This is a genomic window from Actinomyces denticolens (assembly GCF_002072185.1).
Taxonomy (GTDB): domain Bacteria; phylum Actinomycetota; class Actinomycetes; order Actinomycetales; family Actinomycetaceae; genus Actinomyces; species Actinomyces denticolens.
In genome coordinates this window covers 1-21,076 of sequence record NZ_MVIW01000007.1, presented here as the reverse complement: position 1 = coordinate 21,076, position 21,076 = coordinate 1, and the positions used below count along the sequence as shown (strand labels likewise).

Sequence of the window (21,076 nt, the reverse complement as noted above, 5' to 3'; positions counted from 1 at the left end):
CGGCCGCGATGACCAACGCGCCCATCGACCCAGTAGCGGCTGCCCACGCGCCGCAGACCACCTCGTCGGCCACGCCCGGCGACGCCGCGCGCCGCCCCGGCCCCGGCGCGCCCGGCGCCACCCCGCCCACGGCCTTCCCCGCAGAGGTCACCCGCACCCTCGTCCTGCCCCCCGATCTCGCCCTCGTCGCCCTGCTCGGCGTGCGCGACGAGGTCCTGCGCGCCATTGAGAAGGGGTTTCCCGACGCGGACATCCTCGTGCGCGAGACCGAGATCCGCGTCACCGGCGATCCAGCGGTCGTCGACACCGTCGTCCTCCTGCTCTCCGAGCTCATCGACGTCGCCCGCGCCGGCACGCCGCTGACCGCTGACGCCGTCGAGCGCGCCATCGGCCTCCTCGCCGCCGCCGCCCGCCCCGCCGACATCCTCGCCGAGGACGTCCTGACCGCCCGGGGCCGCACCATCCGCGCCAAGTCGCTCGGCCAGAAGAAGTACGTCGACGCCATCGAGGATGCCACCATCACCTTCGGCATCGGCCCCGCCGGCACCGGCAAGACCTACCTCGCCATGGCCAAGGCCGTCGATGCACTCGCCCGCCACCAGGTCTCCCGCATCATCCTCACCCGCCCCGCCGTCGAGGCGGGCGAGAGCCTAGGCTTCCTCCCCGGCACCCTCACCGACAAGATCGACCCCTACCTCCGCCCCCTCTACGACGCCCTCCACGACATGCTCGAGCCCGAGGCACTGCCCAAGCTCATGGCCGCCGGCACCATCGAGGTCGCGCCCCTGGCCTACATGCGCGGGCGCACCCTCAACGACGCCTTCGTCATCCTCGACGAGGCCCAGAACACCACACCCGAGCAGATGAAGATGTTCCTCACCCGCCTCGGATTCGGCTCCAAGATGGTGGTCACCGGGGACATCTCCCAGATCGACCTGCCCGGCTCGCGCCCCTCGGGCCTCGTCGTCGTGCGCCGGATCCTCGACGGCGTCGACGGCATCTCCTTCTGCGAGCTCGGCGCCGCCGACGTCGTCCGCCACCGCCTCGTCGGCCGGATCATCGACGCCTACGCCGCCTATGACGCCGAGACCGCCGCCGCCCAGGCCCTGCGGGCCGACCGCGCCGGCCCCACCGGCAGCGCCGGGGCCGCCGCCCACCGCTCCCGCGGGCACCGCGCCGCCCGCCCCACCCACCACGCCCCCGCCAGGAGCCGCGCATGACCACCGAGATCAACAACGAGACGGATGTCGCCATCGACGGCGCCGAGTTCGCCGCGCTGGCCGACCACGTCCTGGCCGCCATGCACGTCAACCCGCTGGCCGAGCTCAACATCCTCTTCATCGACCCCGAGCCCATGGCCGAGCTCCACGTCCGCTGGCTCGACCTGCCCGGCCCCACCGACGTCATGAGCTTCCCCATGGACGAGCTGCGCCCCGGCGACGAGGACGACCCCGCCCCCGCCGGCACCCTCGGCGACATCGTCATCTGCCCCCAGGTCGCCGCCAAGCAGGCCATCGCCGCGGGGCACTCCGCCGCGGAGGAGATGCTGCTGCTGGCCACCCACGGCATCCTCCACCTGCTCGGCTACGACCACGCCGAGCCCGAGGAGAAGAAGGAGATGTTCGACCTCCAGCGCACCCTCCTCCTCACCTTCCTCGCGAGCAGGGGCGCATGACCGGCACCCCCGTCGCCCTGCTCATCACCGCCTCGGTCCTCATCCTCGCCCTGGGCGCCACCCTCTCCGCCGGGGAGGCCGCCCTGGCCCGCATGACCCGCGCCGCCGCCGAGGACCTCGTCGAGGACGGTCGCCGGGGCGCCGCCGGAGTCCTGGCCCTCGCCGAGCGCCGCGGTGAGGTCCTGGGCACCATCGGCGCGGCGCGCATCGGCGTCGACATGCTCGCCGCCGTCCTCGTCACCCTCGCCGTCGCAGGCCTGCTCACCTCCTGGTGGCAGGTCCTCCTCGCCGCCACCGGGGTCAACGCCGTCCTCCTCGGGCTCGTCGTGGGCATCTCCCCGCGCCGTCTCGGGCGCCGCGACCCCGAGGGGGCACTCCTCGTCCTCGCCGGCCTCCTGCGCCGCGTCGATGCCCTCGGCGCCCCCTGGCGCTGGCTGGAGTCCCACTTCGGGCGCGCCTCCACCCTCACCGAGGCCGAGGCCCGTGAGGCCGTCACCCAGGACCTTCGCGAGATGATCGACGAGATCGGCGAATCGGAGTCCATCGAGGACGAGGACCGCGAGATGATGCGCAGCGTCGTCGAGCTCGGCCAGACCCTCGTGCGCGAGGTCATGGTGCCCCGCCCCGACATGGTCACCATGGAGGCCGGCGAGCCCATGGCCGCCGCCATGCGCCTGTTCATCCGCTCGGGGTACTCCCGCGTCCCCATCATCGGCGACGATGCCGACGACGTGCGCGGCATCCTCTACCTCAAGGACGTCCTGCGCCGCCTCGCCGAGCACCCCGAGTACGAGCCCCGCGCCGTCGTCGACTTCACCCGCGAGGCCGTCTACGTCCCGGAGACCAAGGCCGCCGACGACCTCCTGCGCGACATGCAGTCCGGCCGCTTCCACATGGCCCTCGCCGTCGACGAGTACGGCGGCATCGCCGGCCTGGTCACCATGGAGGACCTGCTGGAGGAGGTCGTCGGCGAGCTCACCGACGAGCACGACCACGCCGAGCCCGAGGTCGAGGACCTCGGCGACGGAGCCTACCGCCTCCCCGCGCGCCTCGGCCTGGACGAGCTCGGGGAGCTCTTCGGCCTCGAGATCGACGACGACGACGTCGACACCGCCATCGGCCTGCTCACCAAGGCCATCGGCCGAGTCCCCCTGCCCGGCGCCGTCGGCGACTGGCAGGGCATCCGTCTCACCGCAGGAGAGGCCTCCGGCAGGCGCCGGCAGGTCGCCACCCTCCTGGCCACCCGCACCCCCAACCCCCACGACGACGAGAGCGATCACCGCCCATGACCGGCCAGAACACCGAGAACGACAACGCCGAGCCCACTGGGTTCACTGAGCCCACTGAGTTCACCGGGCCCGCCGAGCCCATCCGCTTCCCCTCCGACACCGAGCTCATGGCCGGTGAGAACGCCCTGCCCGGCGCCGAGGCCGACGACGGCGCCGACGGCGCGGGGGATGCCGGCGACGCCGCCGCGGGGCCGGCCCTGCCCGACTACCCCGAGGGCTTCCGCGCCGGCTTCGCCTGCCTCATCGGGCGCCCCAACGCCGGCAAGTCCACGCTCACCAATGCGCTGGTCGGCACGAAGGTCGCCATCATGTCCGACCGCCCCCAGACCACCCGCCACAATGTGCGCGGCGTCGTCCACCGCGAGGACGCCCAGATCGTCCTCGTCGACACCCCCGGTATGCACCGCCCCAAGACCCTCCTGGGCAAGCGCCTCAACGACCTCGTCCGCGAGACCCTCACCGACGTCGACGTCATCGCCTTCTGCATCCCCGCCAATGAGAGGATCGGCCCCGGCGACCGCTTCATCGCCCGCGACATCGCCGATCTGCGGGCCCCCGTCGTCGCCGTCGTCACCAAGTCGGACACCGTGGGCAAGGAGGCCCTGGCCGCCCAGCTCCTCGCCGTCAACGAGCTCGGCGACTGGGCTGACATCGTGCCCGTCGCCGCCGCGCGCGGCGAGCAGATCGACGTCCTCGCCGACGTCCTCGCCGGCCACCTCCCGCCCTCGCCGCCGCTCTACCCCACCGGTGAGATCACCGATGAGCCCCGCGACCTCATGATCGCCGAGCTCGTCCGCGAGGCCGCCCTGGAGGGGGTGCGCGATGAGCTCCCGCACTCCCTGGCCGTCATCGTCGACGAGGTCATGGACCCCCGCGGCACCACGCCCGGCAGCCTCGGCCCCGTCAAGGGCGCCGGCAACCGCATGCAGGTGCGCGTCAGCCTCGTCGTCGAGCGCGACTCCCAGAAGGCCATCGTCATCGGCAAGGGCGGGGCCCGCCTCAAGGAGATCGGCGTGCGCGCCCGCCGCGGCATCGAGGACTACCTGCGCCGCAAGATCTACCTCGACCTCCACGTGCGCACCGCCAAGGACTGGCAGTCCGATCCCAAGGCCCTCGCCAAGCTCGGCTTCTAGCCGCGCACCCCAGGAGCCCCGGCGCCGACGGGCCGCCGAGGGGCCTCCGCGGCCCGCTCGGACAAGGACCCGCGACGCTCAGGGCCGAAAGTCCTGCACGTCGCGGCGCCGTGCCGCACACTTGGATCAGTCCCTGATCATCGAGTGAGAGCGAGCCGCACATGGCGACCCAGGACGACCCGGCCCCGACGATCCCCGCCCGCACCCGCGCCTGCCCCGACGACCTCTGGGCCATCGGCCAGCGCGCCACCGCCCGAGCCCGCCGCTGGGCCGACGCCTCCGCCCACGAGCCCGTCCCGCGCAGTGCCTCCCTCCTGGCCGGCATCCTGGCCGACCCCGATGGCCTCGAGTTCACCACCCGCTTCACCGACGACGTCGTGCGCCCCGCCGACCTCGACGTCGCCGGGGCCGCGCTCGCCCGCCTGGCCGCCAAGCGCACCAGCTTCCTGCCGAAGCTGCTCGGCGCCGCCACCGGCGTCGGCGGGCGCGCCGCGCGCCTGGCCCCGCGTACCGCCGCCAAGATCGCCCGCCGCACCTTCCGCGAGCTCGTCGGCGACCTCGTCGTCGACGCCACCGAGGCCAACCTCGGACCCGCCCTCGCCCGCCTGCGCAAGGGCGGAAACCGCCTCAACGTGAACCTCCTGGGCGAGGCCGTCCTGGGGGAGAAGGAGGCCGAGCGGCGCCTCGCCGCCGTCACGGGCCTCGTCACGCGCGCCGACGTCGACTACGTCTCCATCAAGGTCTCCGCCGTCACCGGCCCCCACAACCCCTGGGGGCACGAGGAGGTCGTCGCCCACGGCGTGAAGGCCCTCACGCCCCTGTACCGCACCGCCCGCGACCACGGCACCTTCCTCAACCTCGACATGGAGGACTACAAGGACCTCGACCTGACCATCGAGGTCTTCACCGCCATCCTCGACCAGCCCGACCTGCGCGACTACGAGGCGGGCATCGTCCTGCAGGCCTACCTGCCCGACTCCCTGGCCGCCATGGAGCGCCTCCAGGAATGGGCCGCCGCCCGCGTCTCCTCCGGCGGAAGCAGGATCAAGGTCCGCATCGTCAAGGGCGCCAACCTGTCCATGGAGCGCGTCGACGCCGAGATCCACGGCTGGGAGCCGGTCACCTGGCCCAGCAAGCAGGCCACCGACACCCACTACAAGCGGATGCTTCAGTGGGCCATGACGCCGGAGCGCCTGGCCAACATCCGCCTGGGCGTGGCCGGCCAGAACCTCTTCGACATCGCCTTCGCCTACGAACTGCGCTCCGCCCGCGGCGTCCAGGACGACGTCGAGTTCGAGATGCTCTCCGGCATGGCCACCGGCATCGCCGAGGTCGTGCGCCGCGATGTCGGCCAGCTCCTCCTGTACGTGCCCGTGGTGGACCCCGGCGAGTTCGACGTCGCCATCTCCTACCTCGTGCGCCGCCTCGAGGAGAACGCCGCCCCCGAGAACTTCATGTCGGGAGTCTTCGACCTCGCCTCCGACCCCGCTGTCTTCGCCCGCGAGCAGCAGCGCTTCCTCGACGCCCTCGCCGACCTCGACCCCGACGCCCCCGTGCCGACGCCCCGCCGAGCCCAGAACCGCCTTGCCGAGCAGGGAGCCCCCGTTCCCGGGCCGCCCGCCCCGGGGCCCCTGCCCGAGTACGCCCCAACCCCGGACTCCGACCCGGCCCTGCCCGCCAACCGCGAATGGGCGCGCCGCATCGCCGCCGCCATCCCCGGCTCGAAGCGCGGCATCGACGACGTGCGCGCCGGCGAGGCCCTCTTGGCCACCATCGAGGACGTGGACAGCGCCATCGCCGGGCTCACGAGCGCGCAGAGGGCCTGGGCGGCCCGGCCCGCCGCCGAGCGCGCCGCCATCATCGACCACGCCGGGGACATCCTCGCCTCCCGCCGGGCCGAGCTCATCGAAGTGGCCGCCGCCGAGACCGGCAAGACCATCGACCAGTCCGACCCCGAGGTCAGCGAGGCCATCGACTTCTGCCGCCACTACGCGCGGATGGCCCTGGAGCTGGCCGATCCCGGCTGCCTCACCGGCGCCCGCTTCACCCCCGCGCGGGTGAGCGTCGTCGCCTCGCCCTGGAACTTCCCACTGGCCATCCCCACCGGGGGAGTCGTTGCCGCCCTGGCCGTGGGCAGCGCCGTCGTCCTCAAGCCCGCCCCGCCCGCCCGACGCTGCGGCGCAGAGATCGTGCGAGCACTCCACGCCGCCGGGGTGCCGCAGGACGTCCTCATGCTCGCCCCCATCGACGACGGCGACGTCTCCCAGCGTCTCGTCACCCATGAGGGCGTCGAGCGCGTCATCCTCACCGGCTCCTACGACACCGCCCGCCTCTTCCGCTCCTGGAAGCCCTCCATGCGCCTCCTGGGGGAGACCAGCGGCAAGAACGCCATCATCATCACCCCCTCGGCCGATCCCGACCTCGCCGTGCGCGACGCCGTCGCCTCGGCCTTCGGGCACGCCGGCCAGAAGTGCTCGGCCGCCTCCCTCCTCGTGCTCGTCGGCTCGGCGGGCCGGTCCGAGCGCATCGCCCGCCAGCTCGTGGACGCCACCGCCTCCCTGCGGGTCAAGGGGCCGGAGCACCTGGACTCCCAGGTGGGGCCCATCGTCGTCCCGGACGACCCCAAGGCGCAGCGGGGGCTGACCGCCCTGGGGGACGGGGAGCACTGGGTGCTCGCCCCCAAGCACCTGGGCGGGGGCCTGTGGCGCCCCGGCATCCGCGCCGGAGTGGCCCCCGGCAGCGAGTACCACCTCACCGAGTACTTCGCGCCGGTCATCGGCATCATGCGGGTGGACACGCTCGCAGAGGCGATCGAGGTGGTCAACGCCGTCGACTACGGGCTGACCTCCGGGCTGCAGACCCTCGACCCCGCCGAGCTCGCCCAGTGGCTCGACGGAATCGAGGCTGGCAACCTCTACGTCAACCGCGGCATCACCGGCGCCATCGTGCGCCGCCAGCCCTTCGGCGGCTGGAAGCGCTCCGCCATCGGCGCCACCACGAAGGCCGGCGGTCCCTCCTACCTGCTCGGCCTGGGGGAGGTCCGCCCGGAGGAGAGCGCCGAGGCGGAGGTCGGGAGCGGCTCACTGGCCGACGTCGACGAGCGCGTCACGGGGCTCTTCGAGGCCGTGCGCCACGAGCTCGTCCGCGCCGACGCCGCCTGGCTGCGCCGTGCCCTCGCCGCCGACGCCGCCGCCTGGCAGGAGCGCTACGGCCGGGCGCTCGATGCCACGGGGCTGGCCTGCGAGCGCAATATCCTGCGCTACCGGCCGACCCCCGTCATCGTGCGCTCCGTGCTCGGCGTGGAGACGGTCGACCTCGTGCGCGTCCTCGCCGCGGGCGTGCTCGCGGGCGCCGACGTGGAGCTCTCCGTGGAGGCGCCGCTGCAGACGGCCCTGACCGCCGCCGCCCAGGCGGCGGGCGTGCGCGTGGAATTGGAGCCCGAGGGCGTGTGGAGCGCCCGCCTGGCGGACCTGGGCACCTCGGACTCCCTGGGCGCGCGCGTGCGGATCCTCGCTCCGCGCGGCGTTCCCGAGGCCTCCGTCTGGGAGGAGGCGACGTCGCTGACCATCGGCAGCCCCGATGTCGCCCTCTACACGGGGGCGGTCACCCCCTGCCCGCACACCGAGCTCCTGCCCTTCCTCCGCGAGCAGTCCATCGCGATCACCAACCACCGCTTCGGCACACCCCTCGACCTCGCCGCCGACCTGATCTGAGCGGTCTCGCCCCGGCCTTGCGGCCTGACCCCGGCCGTGCGGTCTCGGTCCGCTCTTGCGGTCTCGGCCCGGCCTTGCGCCCTCATCCTCGCAGTTCGAGGGCGCAAGGCCGGGCCGAGACGGTTTCTGGGGCACGAGGGCGCGGGAGGCAGCGCGCATGTATCGTCTGGCCATGCTCTTCTCCCCGAGAACATATCCGCCCATCCCGGTCTGCCTGCCATGAGGCGCCTGGATTCCCTCACAGGCCTGCGGTGGTGGGCGGCCTTCGCCGTCTTCCTCTACCACATGAGGAATCTGGCCCCTGTGCCGCTGCTCGGCGAGGTCGCCCGCTTCGGCAACCACGGCGTCGCCTTCTTCTTCGTCCTGTCCGGCTTCGTGCTCACCTGGTCCGCGGGCCAGTCCGGCACCACGGCGCGCAACTTCTACTGGCGGCGCTTCGCCCGCATCCACCCCGCTCACGTCGCCGCGCTCCTGCTGGCCATCCCGGTGTTCTACTCCCAGGCGCCTGATCCCGGTCAGCCCTGGGTCAAGGAACTCGCCGCGGCGCCCCTGCTCCTGTCACTGATGCTGCTGCAGAGCTGGTCCAACGATCCCATCATCCTCTTCTCCGGTAATCCGGCGGCCTGGACCCTCGGCGTTGAGGCGTTCTTCTACCTCCTGCATCCCTGGGCGCACCGAGGGCTGAGGCGGATGCGCGAGCCAGGGGTCCTCGTCCTGCTCGTGAGCGTCGTCGTGCTCATCATGGCGCATCGGGCGGCGGCTCTTCATGCCCCGGCGAGCTGGCCCGCGCGCCTGCCGCCACCGGTCGCGAGGCTGGGGGAGTTCGCCCTGGGAATGGTAATGGCCCGGCTCGTGCAGCTCGGCGTCGGCCGGTGGGCCCGCCCATGGATGGGCTACAGCACGACCATCGCCTTCGTCGGCTGGTGCGTCCTATCACGTCACTACAGGTGGGCAGACGCCTGGTCGGTTACCGCGCAGCGGTTCGAGCTGCAGGTCCTCGCCGTCCTGTTCGCCCTGCTCATCCTCGGCATCGCGAACCGCGACCTGGCCCAGGGACGCTCCTGGCTCCGCCATCGGCTCGCGGTGAGGCTGGGGACCTGGTCCTTCGCCTTCTACCTCGTCCACGCCACCGCCATGTATGCGGTTCGCGGCGTCGTCGGGCTTCAGCCCCAGAGCGCTGGGAGTCTCATGTGGTATCCGCCGGTGCTCGCGGTGGCGCTCGTCCTGGCCTGGGCGCTGTACCGATTCATCGAGCACCCGCTGGAACGGCGCATGCGGCATTGGGGCGACGCTCGCCTGGCATGAGCGGTCTCGCCCCGGCCTTGCGGCCTGACCCCGGCCGTGCGGTCTCGGTCCGCTCTTGCGGTCTCGGCCCGGCCTTGCGCCCTCATCCTCGCAGTTCGAGGGCGCAAGGCCGGGCCGAGACGGTTTCTGGGGCACGAGGGCGCAAGAGCGCGCGGCGGAGTGCGGATCGCCGCGTGTCACGTCAGCGGGGGGAACTCCTCCAGGGAGAAGACCGATTCCACGGGGACATCGAAGTAGCGGGCGATGCGCAGCGCCAGGTGAAGGGACGGGGCGTACTCGCCGCGCTCCAGGTAACCGACCGTCTGGTAGTGGACCCCCAGCGCCTCGGCGAGGTCCCGGCGGGAAATCCTCCGGTCGGTGCGCAGCAGGGCGATCCGGTTGTGGACGGACTCGTCGCTCATCACAGGCCTGACTGGGAGCGGAGCTTGGACTGCATGCGGGCAAGGTTACCGATGGTCTCCTTGCGGAAGGAGTGGCGCACGATCAAGGGTGCGCAGGCGAAGCCGATGACCATCCACCCCACGAGCACGCCTACTGCCAGCAGCGGGTGGAAGGTGCCGCCGATCTCCCAAGCGGGATCGCCCACGAGCGCCCACCGGCTCAGGTGCCCCGCCCAATAGGTGGGGAGGGCCTGCTGGACGGCCTGCAGCCAGGTGGGCATGGCCGGCAGGGGGTAGAGGAAGCCGCCGGTGAGCACGAGCGCCGATATCCCGAGGAAGACGAGCAGCATGGAGTACATGCCCCGTGAGGCGGCGGCCGCCACGAACCCCAGGGGCGCGGAGGCGGCCGAGGCGAGCAGGATGAGAGGCAGGGAGACGACGACCTGGGACGGGCCGATCGGCAGGGAGCGCACCGCCAGGAGCGCGCCGATCAGGATCGTACCCTGGATGAGGAGCGTCTGTATCAGGGAGGTCGCCAGCTTTCCCAGGGACCACACCAGTGGGCCGTGGGGGAGGATCCTCACCCTCACCAGAGCACCGCCGACCCGGTCGTTGTATGTCTCGGCAGCGATCTGCAGGGGGATGAATCCGCTGATGGCGCCCACGGCCCCGGCCATCATCATGGCGCCGAAGGCGATCGAGGTGTCCTCGAACGGGTTGGTGCTGACCGCGCCGGCGATCACGAAGACCGCCGCAGAGCCGAGCGCGGAGAAGATCCCGCTGCCCAGGATGACGGGGCGGAGATCGCCGACGATCTGGCGCCCCACGGCGCGGGCGATGGCGAGTGGGGTGGTCATGACTCCTCCTTGCGCACGAGGGCCAGATAGGTCTCCTCGAGGGTGGGGCGGGTGACGGTGAGGTCGCTGATGGCCGCCAGGTCCGTACTGGCCAGGAAGCGCTCGGGGGATGGCGTGGAGCGGACTTGCCGACGCCCGTCCTGCGTCCAGGTGACCTCGGCGTCATGGGTGAGGCTCTCGCGCAGTTCGGTGACGGTTCCGGCGGCCAGGATCCGGCCCTCGCTCATGATGAGCGCACGGGAGGCGATCCGCTCCGCCTCGGCGAGGTCATGGGTCGTCATGAGGACGGTCGCGGCGTCGTCGACCCGGTCGAGGATGACGTCGTGGAGGCGCGCCTTGGAGACGGGGTCCAGGCCGGTGGTCGGCTCATCGAGGATGAGGACCTCGGGACGGGCGATGAGGGCGGCGGCGACGTCGATCGAGCGCCGCTGCCCACCGGAGAGGTGGGAGAGCCTGCTCCTGGCCTTGTCCGCCAGCCCGACGGCGTCGAGCACCGCCTCGACGGTCAGCAGGTCGCCGGACTGGGTGGCGTGGATGGCGCGGATCCACTCGAGCTGGTCGGCGACGCGCCACTTGGCGTGGTCCGACCAGTTCTGCTGCACCAGGCCCACCCGTGACCAGAAGTGCGCGCCGACCCGCCGGGGATCGGCGCCCAGGACGCGGACCGTTCCGGCGTCCGGGGCGAGCGAGCCGAGCAGGTTCTCCACGAGGGTGGTCTTGCCGACGCCGTTGGGGCCGAGCAGGCAGACGACCTCCCCGGCGCTGATCGTCAGGTCGATGCCGCGCAGGACAGGTCCCGCGCCGTAGGAGAACTCAAGGCCCTCCACTGAGATGGCTGCGCTCATCGGCGTCTCCTCGAACAATCGATAGGTCTACGTCAGAATATAGTAGTAATACTACATTTCATGCAAGTAGTCTGATGATTGCGGGGAGGGTGATCGGGAGGGGCGTGAGCGGCGGGCCGGTCTCGGTGACGTTTTCGACCGGTCTCGGCGAAGGGGGTGCGGCGACGGGTCCGGAGTGTGGTTCGTCCTGACGGGGCGTCGCCTTTGGAGTACGGTCGGGGCCATGTCAGTGAAGCGAGCCACGCCAGCAGGGATGCCAGGGGTGCGCCGGGTCGCATGCCCGGGCCACGGCCTCCTGCTTAGCCGCCGCGGCGGGGCCTGAAAGGCCGGCACCCCGCCGCGGCGATCCGCGCTGCCAGCCGCCGGGCGCCCAACCGCGCCCGATCGCCACCACTGACAGGAACCACCACCATGCGCACTGCACTCCCCGCGCCCCAGCAGCCCTCCGGCATGCCCTTCGCCAAGTACCGCCCCTTCCAGGACACCGTCGTCGCAGACCTGCCGGACCGGACCTGGCCCACCAAGCGCCTCACCGCCGCCCCCCGCTGGCTGTCCACCGACCTGCGCGACGGCAACCAGAGCCTCATCGAGCCCATGGGGCCCGAGGCCAAGCGCGCCATCTTCGACCTCCTCGTGCGCATCGGCTTCAAGGAGATCGAGGTCGGCTTCCCCGCCGCCTCCCAGACCGACTTCGACTTCGTGCGCAGCCTCGTCGACGACGGCGCCATTCCCGAGGACGTCACCATCTCCGTCCTCACCCAGTCCCGCGAGGACCTCATCGACCGCACCCTGGACGCCTGCGTCGGCATCCCGCGCGCCACCGTCCACCTCTACAACGCGCTCTCCCCGCTCTTCCGGGATGTCGTCTTCCGCATGGGCAAGGACGACATCCGCGAGCTCGCCGTCGACGGCACCCGCATGGTCATGGCCCGCGCCGAGAAGATCCTCACCGAGGACACGATCTTCGGCTACGAGTACTCCCCGGAGATCTTCGTCGACACCGAGCGCGACTACACCCTGGAGGTCTGCGAGGCCGTCATGGGCGCCTGGGAGCCGGGCGAGGAGCGCGAGATCATCCTCAACCTGCCCGCCACCGTCGAGCGCGCCACCCCCAACGTCTACGCCGATCAGATCGAGTGGGTGAGCCGCCACCTGTCCCACCGCGAGCACGTCTGCCTGTCCCTGCACAACCACAACGACCGCGGCTCGGGCGTGGCCGCCGCCGAGCTCGGCCTGCTCGCGGGCGGTCAGCGCGTCGAGGGCTGCCTCTTCGGTCACGGTGAGCGCACCGGCAACGTCGACCTCGTCACCCTGGCGCTCAACCTCTTCAGCCAGGGCGTCGACCCCATGCTCGACCTGTCCGACATCGATGAGGTGCGCCGCGTCGTCGAGCGCTCCACCCAGATGGACGTCCCCCCGCGCACGCCCTATTCCGGGGACCTCGTCTACACCTCCTTCTCCGGCTCCCACCAGGACGCCATCAAGAAGGGCTTCGCCGCGCGCGCCAAGGCCGTCGAGGCCAGGCGCGCCGAGGGACTGGAGGGCGATGCCGCCGAGATCGCAGTGCCCTGGTCCATGCCCTACCTGCCGATCGACCCGCACGACGTCGGCCGCTCCTACGAGGCGGTCGTGCGCGTCAACTCCCAGTCCGGCAAGGGCGGGGTCGCCTACCTGCTCAAGAACAGCCACAACCTCGACCTGCCGCGCCGTCTCCAGATCGAGTTCTCCCGCATCATCCAGCGCCACACGGACACCTACGGCGGCGAGGTCGACGCGACGCTGCTCTGGCGCATCTTCGCCGACGAGTACCTGCCCATCGACGCCGTCATCCACCGCGACGGACTGGAGGACCTGACGGCCTGGGGCCGCTTCGAGCTCAAGGGCGCCACGCTCACCTCCACCCATGATGAGGACTCGATCCTCACCGTCACTCTCACCGATGGGGGGGACAAGCGCCTGCTCACCGCCTCCGGCAACGGACCCGTGGACGCCTTCACCTCCGCCCTGGAGCAGACCGGCGTGTCCATCCGCATCCTCGACTACGCCGAGCACGCCCTGTCCGAGGGCCGCGACGCCACCGCCGCCTCCTACGTCGAGTGCGAGGTGGACGGCCAGGTCCTGTGGGGCGTCGGCATCGACCCCTCCATCACGACCGCATCCTTCAAGGCGATCATCTCCGCCGTCAACCGCGCCCTGCGCTGAGGCCGCCCACTGGACGGCCCCCGGGGCGGGGCACGGCTCCGCCTCGCCCCGGGACGGCGCGGCGCGTGAGAGGATCTGGCCCGTGCAGAGGCTCTACCGCGACGAGGCCCTCGTCCTGCGCACCCACAAGCTGGGTGAGGCCGACCGCATCATCGTCATGCTCACCCGCCACCACGGGCAGGTCCGGGCCGTTGCCAAGGGCGTGCGGCGCACCACCTCCCGCTTCGGCGCGCGCCTCGAGCCCTTCTCCATGATCGACGTCCAGCTCCATGCCGGGCGCAGCCTCGACGTCGTCACCCAGGTCGAGACCCTCGACCCCTTCAGCCGCCCCATCGCCACCGACTACGCCATGTTCACCTGCGCGCAGACCATGGCCGAGACCGCCGAGCGCCTCACCGAGGACGACGGCGACCTCGGCACCGGCGAATCCCCACAGCAGTTCCTCCTCCTCTACGGGGCCCTCGCCGCCCTGGCCCGCAGGCGCCACGCCCCCGGCCTCGTCCTCGACTCCTACCTCCTGCGCGCCCTCGCCCTGGCCGGCTGGGCGCCATCGTGCTTCGACTGCGCCATCTGCGGTGCCCCCGGGCCCCACACCGCCTTCCACGTCCAGGCCGGCGGTGCCGTCTGCGAGAGCTGCCGACCCGCCGGGAGCGTCACCGTCGACCCCAGCGCCATGGCGCTCATGGGGGCCCTCCTGTCCGGCGACTGGCCCCTCGCCGACGCCTCGACCACCCGGGATCGCGCCCAGGCCTCCGGCCTCGTCTCCGCCTACACCACCTGGCACCTGGAGCGCCGCCTGCGCTCCCTCGCCCTCGTCGAAAGAGCCTGATATGCCTCCTGCCCCCGACCCCACCGCCGCGCCCGAATCCGTTCCGCTGCACCGCGACGGGCTGACTCCTCCGGTCATCCCCGCGGCTGCGCTCCCCGAGCACGTCGCCCTCGTCATGGACGGCAACGGCCGCTGGGCCAACAGCCGGGGCCTGACCCGCACCGAGGGGCACCGGGTCGGCGAGGCCACCATGATGGACGTCATCGCCGGCGGCGTCGAGCTCGGTCTCAAGGAGATGAGCGTCTATGCCTTCTCCACGGAGAACTGGCGCCGCAGCCCCGCCGAGGTCCGCTTCCTCATGGGCTTCGCCCGCACCGTCCTGCGCGCCCAGACCGACGACCTCAACGCCTGGGGCGTGCAGGTCCGGTGGGTCGGCCGCGAGCCCAGGCTGTGGAAGTCCGTCCTCAAGGAGGTGCGCCGCGCCGAGCGCATCACCGCGGGCAACTCCACCATGGTGCTCAACATGTGCCTCAACTACGGGGGCCGCGCCGAGATCGCCGACGCCGCCCGCGCCATCGGCGAGGAGATCGCCGCCGGCCGCCTCAAGCCGGGCTCAATCACGGAGAAGACGATCCAGCGGCACCTCTACTCCCCGGCCATGCGCGACGTGGATCTCTTCATCCGCACATCCGGTGAGCAGCGCACCTCCAACTTCCTCATGTGGTCCTCGGCCTACGCCGAGCTCTACTTCACCGATCTGCCCTGGCCCGAGTTCGACCGGGCCGAGCTGTGGCGGGCCTGCGTCGCCTACGCCTCCAGGAACCGCCGCTTCGGGGGAGCGATCGACGCCATCGCGGGCGAGACGGGGAGCGGGCAGTAGCGCCGGTCGGCCGCCGCCTCAGGGCAGTGGGCGCCCCGCCCTCATCTCACCGATGAGCTGCTCGACGACGCCTCCCAGACCGGCGTCGTCGTGGGCCCGCCGCTGGCGCTCGTACCCCGCACCGCCGCCGAGGACACCCTCGACCAGCGCCAGATCGTCCAGGCAGCCCAGTCGCCGCGCCACCGGCTCGAGCTCGGTCACGAGGGTGCTCAGGGACTGGCGCAGGGGCATCTGCTCGCCGTCGGGGCTCATCACGATGGTCGCGTCCAGTCCGTAACGGGCCGAGCGCCACTTGTTCTCCGCCAGGAACCACCGGGGCAGGCGGGCCAGGGGGAGCCCCTCATCGAGCCGTTGCGAGGCGGACTCCACGAGGCACTGCGTGAGCGCGGCGATCGCCCGCACCTCCAGGAGGTTGGAGGAGGCGTCGCAGATCCTCGCCTCGATCGTCCCGAAGCCGGGGGAGGGGCGCACATCCCAGCGCAGCTCGTTGAAGCTCCTGATCGCCCCCGCCCGCATCATCGACTCCGTGAGGGCCTCCAGCCCCTCCCAATCCTCCGGCCACTCCGGCAGGCCCGCGTGGGGCAGCTGGCGGAAGATCCAGGCGCGGTTGTCCGCGTAGCCGGTGTCCTCCCCATCCCAGAACGGCGAGGCCGCCGCCAGCGACTGCAAATGGGGCAGGTGGGCGAGCAGGTGCTCGCCGATGGGCAGGACCTTGGCCCGATCCTCCACTCCCACATGCACATGGGTGCCGAAGATGAGCATCTGACGGCCCCAGTACCGGGTGCGGTCCACCAGCGCGCCGTAGCGCTCGGACTCGGACACGCCCTGGCTGGCCGGTGAGACGAAGGGATGCGTGCCCGATCCCACCAGCACGGCCTCATGCGCCTCGACGAAGGGGGCGAGCATGTCCAGGGCGATGCCCATATCCTCGGCGCACCCGGCGACCGTCCGCCGGGGCCTGCTCACCAGTTCGAGGGTGTTGCGCAGCATCTCGGCATGGATCCGGCCATGGGCCGGGTGGGCGTGGGCGAACTCGGCGAGGATCTCCGGGGCGCAGGGCATGGGGCACAGCGTCGCGGGGTCGATGATCTGCAACTCCCACTCCACCCCGATGGTGGAGCGGTCCGAGGCTGCGAATCTCAGGGACATGGCGGGTCCCTCCTACGTGATGGGGCTGTGCGCGTAGCGGCTGGCGAAGGCGGTGATGAGCGCGTTGGCGCCGGTGACGTCGGCGCTGTCGCAGCGCTCGATGACGGCGGCGCGCTCCTCGGGCGGGTAGTAGGCGCCCCCGTACTGGGCGATGCGGATGCGCATGCCCGCGGTGGTGATCTCCGGGTGGAACTGGGTGCCGTACACGTGCTCGCCCCAGCGCGCCATCTGCACCTGGCATGTGGTGCCGGTCAGCAGGATCGTTCCGCCGCCGGGAAGGGTGCCATCGGGCCCGATGGCGAGGGAGTCGGCGTGCCCCACATAGCCCCGTAGCGCCGCGGGGAGCCTGCCCGCGACCGGATCGGCGAGCCCGGCCTCGGTGGGGCTCAGGCGCGGCGCGCTCAGGTCCTCGGCCTGGGTGCTCGTGAGGCCGCCGCCCAGGGCGAGCGCGATCGCCTGGAGCCCGAAGCACAGGGCGAGGGTGGGACGGTCCTCGGCCACGAGCCTCCCGGCCAGCGCCACCGCGCGACGGCGCATCCGCTCCAGCGCCGCCGGCCCCCCGGCGGGAGGGTGGGCGGCGTCGTGGGCCGGATCGGGCCGGATGCCGAAGGGGGATCCCGTGATCGCCACCGCCCAGTAGCGGTCCAGGTCGATCTCCTCGGGCTCGGGGGCGCCCGCCTCCAGGAGATGAATGGTCTCGATGCCGCGCTCGGGGTCGAGACCGCCCCATTCGATGAGCGTGGCGAGCTCGTCGTCGGCGATGGGCCCGGGCTCGCGGCACACGGCCACGAGCAGGGGCCGCGCGGGGACGGGTCTGTCAGCGCGGGGGGATCGGCCCGGGCGCTCGTCGATCATCAACTGCCTCCTGACGGCGGGGTGCGGAGCGAACAGCAGAGATCATCGCACCGATGAGCGCCGTGAGGGCGTATCCGCCCACGAGGAGGACGACGATCATCGCTCCTGGCGAGACCGGGATGATGTAGGTGATGACGAGTCCGGCCACGCAGGACGCCACGCCGATGCCCATGGCCAGCGCCATGGTGCGGCCGAAGGAGTGGGTGAGGAGCTGGGCGATCGCCACCGGGACGATCATGACGGCCGAGACGAGCAGCGAGCCCACCACCCTCATCGACACGCTCACCGTCAGCGCCGCCATGACGGCGATCGTGATGTTGAGCAGGCCCGTGGGCAGGCCGATGGAGCGGGCGAACTCCTCGTCGTGGCACAGGGAGAACAGCGGGCCGCGAAGGCCCACCCCCACCGCCAGGACGAGCAGGGCCAGGATGACGGTGAGGACGACGTCGGAGCGGGAGGCCGTGGACAGTGACCCGAAGAGGTAGGAGTTGAGATTGGTCGAGGTGCCTCCGGCGACCTTGATGAGGATGACGCCCCCGGCGATGCCGCCGTAGAAGAGGATGGCCAGGGCGACGTCGCCGCGCGTGCGCCCGCGGGCGCGGATCAGCTCGATGAGGACGGCCCCCAGTACCGAGGCCGCGATGGCGCCGGGGACCGCCCAGGCATCCCGGGGGCTCGTGCCCGCGGCGGAGCCGGCCAGCCAGCCCAGGGCGACGCCGGTGAGCGAGATGTGCCCGATCCCGTCCCCGAGCAGTGCCAGACCGCGCTGGACGAGGTAGGTCCCGACGATCGGTGCGATGAGCCCCACGAGCACGGCGACGATGAGGGCGCGCTGCATGAAGGGGGCCGACAGCATCTCGGCCAGCGGGCCGGGAACGGCGGGGGCGGCCAGGGCGCTGAGGGCACTGGCCGCGCCGAGTCCCGCGACGGCGGTGGTCATGAGCAGTGACTCCCCTCATTGGACGTGGTCGACGCCATGGGGCCGGCGGGACCGTCGAACACCACCCGCCCCTCCTCCAGGGCCACTGCGCGCTCGACGATCCCCGTCAGCTCGCCCATCTCGTGCAGGACCGTCAGCAGGGTCAGGCCCTCGGAGCGCTGGGAGGCCAGGATCGCGGCCAGGGACTCGCGGCTGGAGCGATCGATCCCCGCCAGGGGCTCGTCCAGGATGAGCAGGTCGGGGCGGCGCACGAGGGCCCGGGCGATGAGGACGCGCTGGGCCTGGCCCCCGGAGAGGACCTGCACGTGGTCGTCGGCGCGATCGGCCAGCCCGACGGCGTCGAGCGCCTCCATCGCCACCGCCCGGGCGCGCCGACCCCGATCGGCGAGGGGACGGCGCGGTCCGAGCAGGCCCGAGCGCACCACTTCCAGGGCGGTGGCGGGCACCCCGGCGGCCGCCCCGACCCGCTGGGGGACGTAGCCGATGCGGCGCCAGTCGATGCTGGAGCGCCGGGCGACGTCGTGCCCGAGGAGGCGCGCGCTGCCCGAGTGGGCGGGGTGGAGCCCGAGGATCGCCTTGACGAGGGTGGACTTGCCCGAGCCGTTCGCCCCCAGGAGCGCGACGGACTCACCGGCGCCCACGGTCAGGTCGACGTGGTCGAGGACGAGGGCGGAGCCGAGGACGACGCTCAGGTCGTCGACCTCGATGATGGGCGCACCGGACGACGCCGCCCGGGTGGTCCCGGACGGCGTCGTCGTCGGCTCCTGGGCGGAGCGAGGATGCTTCATGCGATCCTTTCCATCCCCGGCGCGGGCCGGCGCGGGCCGGCGCGGGCCGGCACGGGCTGGCGCGGGCCGTCTGAATGCGGGTCCGCGGCTGGGCGGGGAGTCACTGGCAGGACAGCGCGGTGCGCAGCGCCTCCAGGTTCGTCGTCATGGCGCTAGCGTAGTCGCCGCCGGAGGGGGCGGATTCGATCGGGCTGAGCACGGCGGTAGTGGCGCCGGTCTCGTCGGCCACGGTCTGGGCGGTGGCGGGGGAGACGAGTTCCTCGGTGAAGATCGTCGTCGTGCCGGTGTCCTGGACGACCTTCTTGACGCCCGCGAGGTCCGCGGGGCTCGGCTCGGAGTCGGGATCCACCCCGGAGATGGAGACCTGGGTGAGCCCGTAGGCCTCGGCGAGGTAGCCGAAGGCCGCGTGGGAGGTGACGAGAGTCGTGCGCCGGCACTGGGCCAGGCCTGTCCTGTAACTGGAGTCGAGGCCGTCGAGCGAGGTGGTCAAGGTGGCGAGGTTGGCCTCGTAATCGGAGGCGTGGTCGGGGTCGGCCGTCGCCAGGGCCGCCTCGATGGCGGTGGCGGCCGACCTCATGCGAGTCGGGTCGAGCCAGAAGTGCGGGTCGGCGGCCTCTCCGGCGCCGGCATCGTCGTGGGCCCCCTCGCCGTCCTCGTGCTCCTCCTCGACGCCGTCGTGATGCGTGAGGTCCACCGAGGCGGAGAGCTCGACGACGGCGGGCCCGGAGGCCTGGGCGACGGCGTCGTCCATCGAGGGCTGGAAGCCGGCGACGTAGGCGATGACATCGGCGTCGTTCAAGGCGGTGACGTCGGCGGGGGCGAGCTCGTAGTCATGCGGCTCGACGTTCGTGGGGGTCACGGAGGTGACGGTGACGTGGTCCCCGCCGATGGTCTTGGCGAGGTACTCGACGGGGTAGAAGGAGGTGGACACCTTCAGCGCGCCGTCCGGGCTCCCGGAGCTCGAGGAGGTGGAGTCCCCGCCGCAGGCGGCGAGTGAGGCGGTCAGGGCGAGCGCGCCGGCGATGGCGCAGGCGCGGCGGAGATGAGAAGCACTCACGGGACTCATTGTCATTATCCTGTGGGCGCGAGTCAATGCAGTCCAGCGCAGTCCAGTGCGGGTCAGTGCAGGTCAGTGCGGGTCTGTCAGGCGTCGTCGCCCTCGGCGCGCGCCGAGCAGTCCCGGCACAGCCCGAAGAACTCCGCCACGTGCTCCATCTGGGTGAACCCGGCGGCCGCGCTCACCCTCTCGATCCAGGCCTCGAGCTCCTCTCCGGCGACCTCCTCGGTGCGCCCGCAGTTGCGGCACACGATGTGGTGGTGATGCCCCACCCGCTCGCAGGAGCGGTAGAGGACCTCGCCGTCGGCGCTGCGGACCTGGTCCACCTGTCCGCTGTCCGCCAGGGCCGTGAGATTGCGGTACACCGTGGCCAGCCCCACTTTCGTGCCCTCCGCCTCCAGGGCGGCGTGGATCTGCTGGGCGGAGCGGAACTCGGCGGTGCGCTGAAGGATCCCTGCGACGGCGGCGCGCTGGCGCGTGGCGCGGGGCCTGGCCGCCGTCGAGCCCGCGGTGGACCTGGAGGGGGTGCCGTCCGCCGTCCTGCTCACAATGAGTCCTCGATTCTCATCGTCGGCGCGATCGCGCCAGTGCTCAAGGGATACCGGGGCCTGGCGGGAGAGCGCGCCCAGCGCCGGCCCGCCCTCATCATCTCACCGACCGGCGCCTCGGCGCGGCAATGCCCGTCACAGGCGAGGACCGCCTCCCGGCAGGCCGGGCGGGGCGTCGCCGGGGAGGCGCTGCGCTGCGCTTAGACTGTCGGCACTCGTTCCCACCATCCAGGTGCGGACAACGACGGAATGATTCAGGAGACACCCGGTGGCACAGAACTCCTCCACACTCGATCGCGTCATCAATCTGGCCAAGCGCCGCGGCTTCGTGTTCCCCTGCGGCGAGATCTACGGCGGCACGCGCTCCGCCTGGGACTACGGGCCGCTCGGCGTCGAGCTCAAGGAGAACATCAAGAAGCAGTGGTGGCTGGCGATGGTCCGTTCCCGCGACGACGTCGTGGGCCTGGACTCCTCGGTCATCCTGCCCCGCGAGACCTGGGTCGCCTCCGGTCACGTGGGCGCCTTCACCGACCCGCTCGTCGAGTCCCTGCACACCCACAAGCGCTACCGCGCCGACCAGCTCATCGAGGAGTACGCCGAGCGCAAGGGCCTCGACCCCGACGCCGTCACGCTCGACCAGGTCCCCGACCCCGAGACCGGCCAGCCCGGGAGCTGGACCGAGCCCCGCGAG

The 21,076-nt window shown here is 72.1% G+C and carries 18 protein-coding genes and 1 pseudogene; 10 read left to right on the top strand and 9 right to left on the bottom strand.

What is annotated here, in order from left to right; genetic code table 11:
- Positions 1–8: 8 nt before the first annotated feature.
- From B1H55_RS03140 to B1H55_RS03115, 6 genes are all read left to right on the top strand, one after another.
- Positions 9–1,220, top strand: coding sequence for a PhoH family protein (locus B1H55_RS03140; protein WP_197702460.1), 1,212 nt, complete (start codon positions 9–11; stop codon positions 1,218–1,220).
- Positions 1,217–1,675 (top strand): rRNA maturation RNase YbeY, encoded by a 459-nt coding sequence (gene ybeY / locus B1H55_RS03135; RefSeq protein WP_073451676.1) that lies wholly within the window; start codon positions 1,217–1,219, stop codon positions 1,673–1,675. The genes B1H55_RS03140 and ybeY overlap by 4 nt, the downstream gene beginning before the upstream one ends.
- Positions 1,672–2,964, top strand: a complete 1,293-nt coding sequence (locus B1H55_RS03130; protein WP_073451678.1) for a hemolysin family protein — start codon at positions 1,672–1,674, stop codon at positions 2,962–2,964. The genes ybeY and B1H55_RS03130 overlap by 4 nt, the downstream gene beginning before the upstream one ends.
- The gene (gene era, locus B1H55_RS03125) at positions 2,961–4,097 is read left to right on the top strand and encodes a GTPase Era (RefSeq protein ID WP_077240286.1); all 1,137 of its coding nucleotides are present in this window, start codon (positions 2,961–2,963) and stop codon (positions 4,095–4,097) included. Before B1H55_RS03130 ends, era begins: the two co-directional genes overlap by 4 nt.
- 161 nt (positions 4,098–4,258) lie before the next feature.
- Entirely contained in the window at positions 4,259–7,810 is a 3,552-nt protein-coding gene (locus B1H55_RS03120; RefSeq protein ID WP_073451681.1) for a bifunctional proline dehydrogenase/L-glutamate gamma-semialdehyde dehydrogenase, read from the top strand.
- A 219-nt stretch (positions 7,811–8,029) separates the two neighbouring features.
- Positions 8,030–9,115, top strand: coding sequence for an acyltransferase family protein (locus B1H55_RS03115; protein WP_073451683.1), 1,086 nt, complete (start codon positions 8,030–8,032; stop codon positions 9,113–9,115).
- A gap of 176 nt (positions 9,116–9,291) precedes the next feature.
- On the opposite strand, the gene B1H55_RS03110 is transcribed toward B1H55_RS03115, so the two are convergent.
- The 3 genes from B1H55_RS03110 to B1H55_RS03100 are packed head-to-tail and all read right to left on the bottom strand — an operon-like array spanning position 9,292 to position 11,197.
- On the bottom strand, positions 9,292–9,516 hold the full coding sequence (locus tag B1H55_RS03110) for a helix-turn-helix transcriptional regulator (protein ID WP_073451685.1): 225 nt from the start codon (positions 9,514–9,516) through the stop codon (positions 9,292–9,294).
- Positions 9,516–10,352 (bottom strand): ABC transporter permease, encoded by an 837-nt coding sequence (locus B1H55_RS03105; RefSeq protein WP_073451687.1) that lies wholly within the window; start codon positions 10,350–10,352, stop codon positions 9,516–9,518. Before B1H55_RS03105 ends, B1H55_RS03110 begins: the two co-directional genes overlap by 1 nt.
- Entirely contained in the window at positions 10,349–11,197 is an 849-nt protein-coding gene (locus B1H55_RS03100; protein WP_077240285.1) for an ABC transporter ATP-binding protein, read from the bottom strand. The genes B1H55_RS03105 and B1H55_RS03100 overlap by 4 nt, the downstream gene beginning before the upstream one ends.
- Before the next feature lie 411 nt (positions 11,198–11,608).
- Here B1H55_RS03100 and leuA point away from each other — a divergent pair, with 411 nt between their 5' ends.
- The 3 genes from leuA to uppS all read left to right on the top strand — a co-directional run bounded on the left by leuA (position 11,609) and on the right by uppS (position 15,048).
- A complete protein-coding gene (gene leuA, locus B1H55_RS03095; protein ID WP_073451691.1) occupies positions 11,609–13,399 on the top strand; it encodes a 2-isopropylmalate synthase in 1,791 nt (596 codons plus the stop codon).
- Positions 13,400–13,481: 82 nt separating this feature from the next.
- The gene (recO, locus tag B1H55_RS03090) at positions 13,482–14,228 is read left to right on the top strand and encodes a DNA repair protein RecO (protein ID WP_073451693.1); all 747 of its coding nucleotides are present in this window, start codon (positions 13,482–13,484) and stop codon (positions 14,226–14,228) included.
- A 1-nt stretch (position 14,229) separates the two neighbouring features.
- Complete coding sequence (gene uppS, locus B1H55_RS03085; RefSeq protein WP_073451695.1) at positions 14,230–15,048, top strand: polyprenyl diphosphate synthase; 819 nt, start codon at positions 14,230–14,232, stop codon at positions 15,046–15,048.
- Between the two features lie 18 nt (positions 15,049–15,066).
- Here uppS and B1H55_RS03080 read toward each other — a convergent pair whose 3' ends face one another.
- The 6 genes from B1H55_RS03080 to B1H55_RS03055 all read right to left on the bottom strand — a co-directional run bounded on the left by B1H55_RS03080 (position 15,067) and on the right by B1H55_RS03055 (position 20,385).
- Positions 15,067–16,197 carry a carboxylate-amine ligase gene (locus tag B1H55_RS03080; protein ID WP_073451697.1) on the bottom strand — a complete coding sequence of 377 codons (1,131 nt, stop codon included), beginning with the start codon at positions 16,195–16,197 and terminating at the stop codon, positions 15,067–15,069.
- A 12-nt stretch (positions 16,198–16,209) separates the two neighbouring features.
- Complete coding sequence (locus tag B1H55_RS03075; RefSeq protein ID WP_077240284.1) at positions 16,210–17,052, bottom strand: glutamine amidotransferase-related protein; 843 nt, start codon at positions 17,050–17,052, stop codon at positions 16,210–16,212.
- Positions 17,015–17,908, bottom strand: coding sequence for a metal ABC transporter permease (locus tag B1H55_RS03070; RefSeq protein ID WP_073451995.1), 894 nt, complete (start codon positions 17,906–17,908; stop codon positions 17,015–17,017). The genes B1H55_RS03075 and B1H55_RS03070 overlap by 38 nt, the downstream gene beginning before the upstream one ends.
- Positions 17,909–17,988: 80 nt before the next feature.
- Entirely contained in the window at positions 17,989–18,780 is a 792-nt protein-coding gene (locus B1H55_RS03065) for a metal ABC transporter ATP-binding protein (protein WP_077240283.1), read from the bottom strand.
- A gap of 100 nt (positions 18,781–18,880) precedes the next feature.
- Positions 18,881–19,846 (bottom strand): metal ABC transporter substrate-binding protein, encoded by a 966-nt coding sequence (locus B1H55_RS03060; protein WP_231952930.1) that lies wholly within the window; start codon positions 19,844–19,846, stop codon positions 18,881–18,883.
- 77 nt (positions 19,847–19,923) lie between these two features.
- On the bottom strand, positions 19,924–20,385 hold the full coding sequence (locus B1H55_RS03055) for a Fur family transcriptional regulator (protein ID WP_073451704.1): 462 nt from the start codon (positions 20,383–20,385) through the stop codon (positions 19,924–19,926).
- A 268-nt stretch (positions 20,386–20,653) separates the two neighbouring features.
- On the opposite strand from B1H55_RS03055, the pseudogene B1H55_RS03050 reads away from it, so the two are divergent.
- Positions 20,654–21,076, top strand: a pseudogene (locus B1H55_RS03050) (glycine--tRNA ligase); the annotation flags it as partial.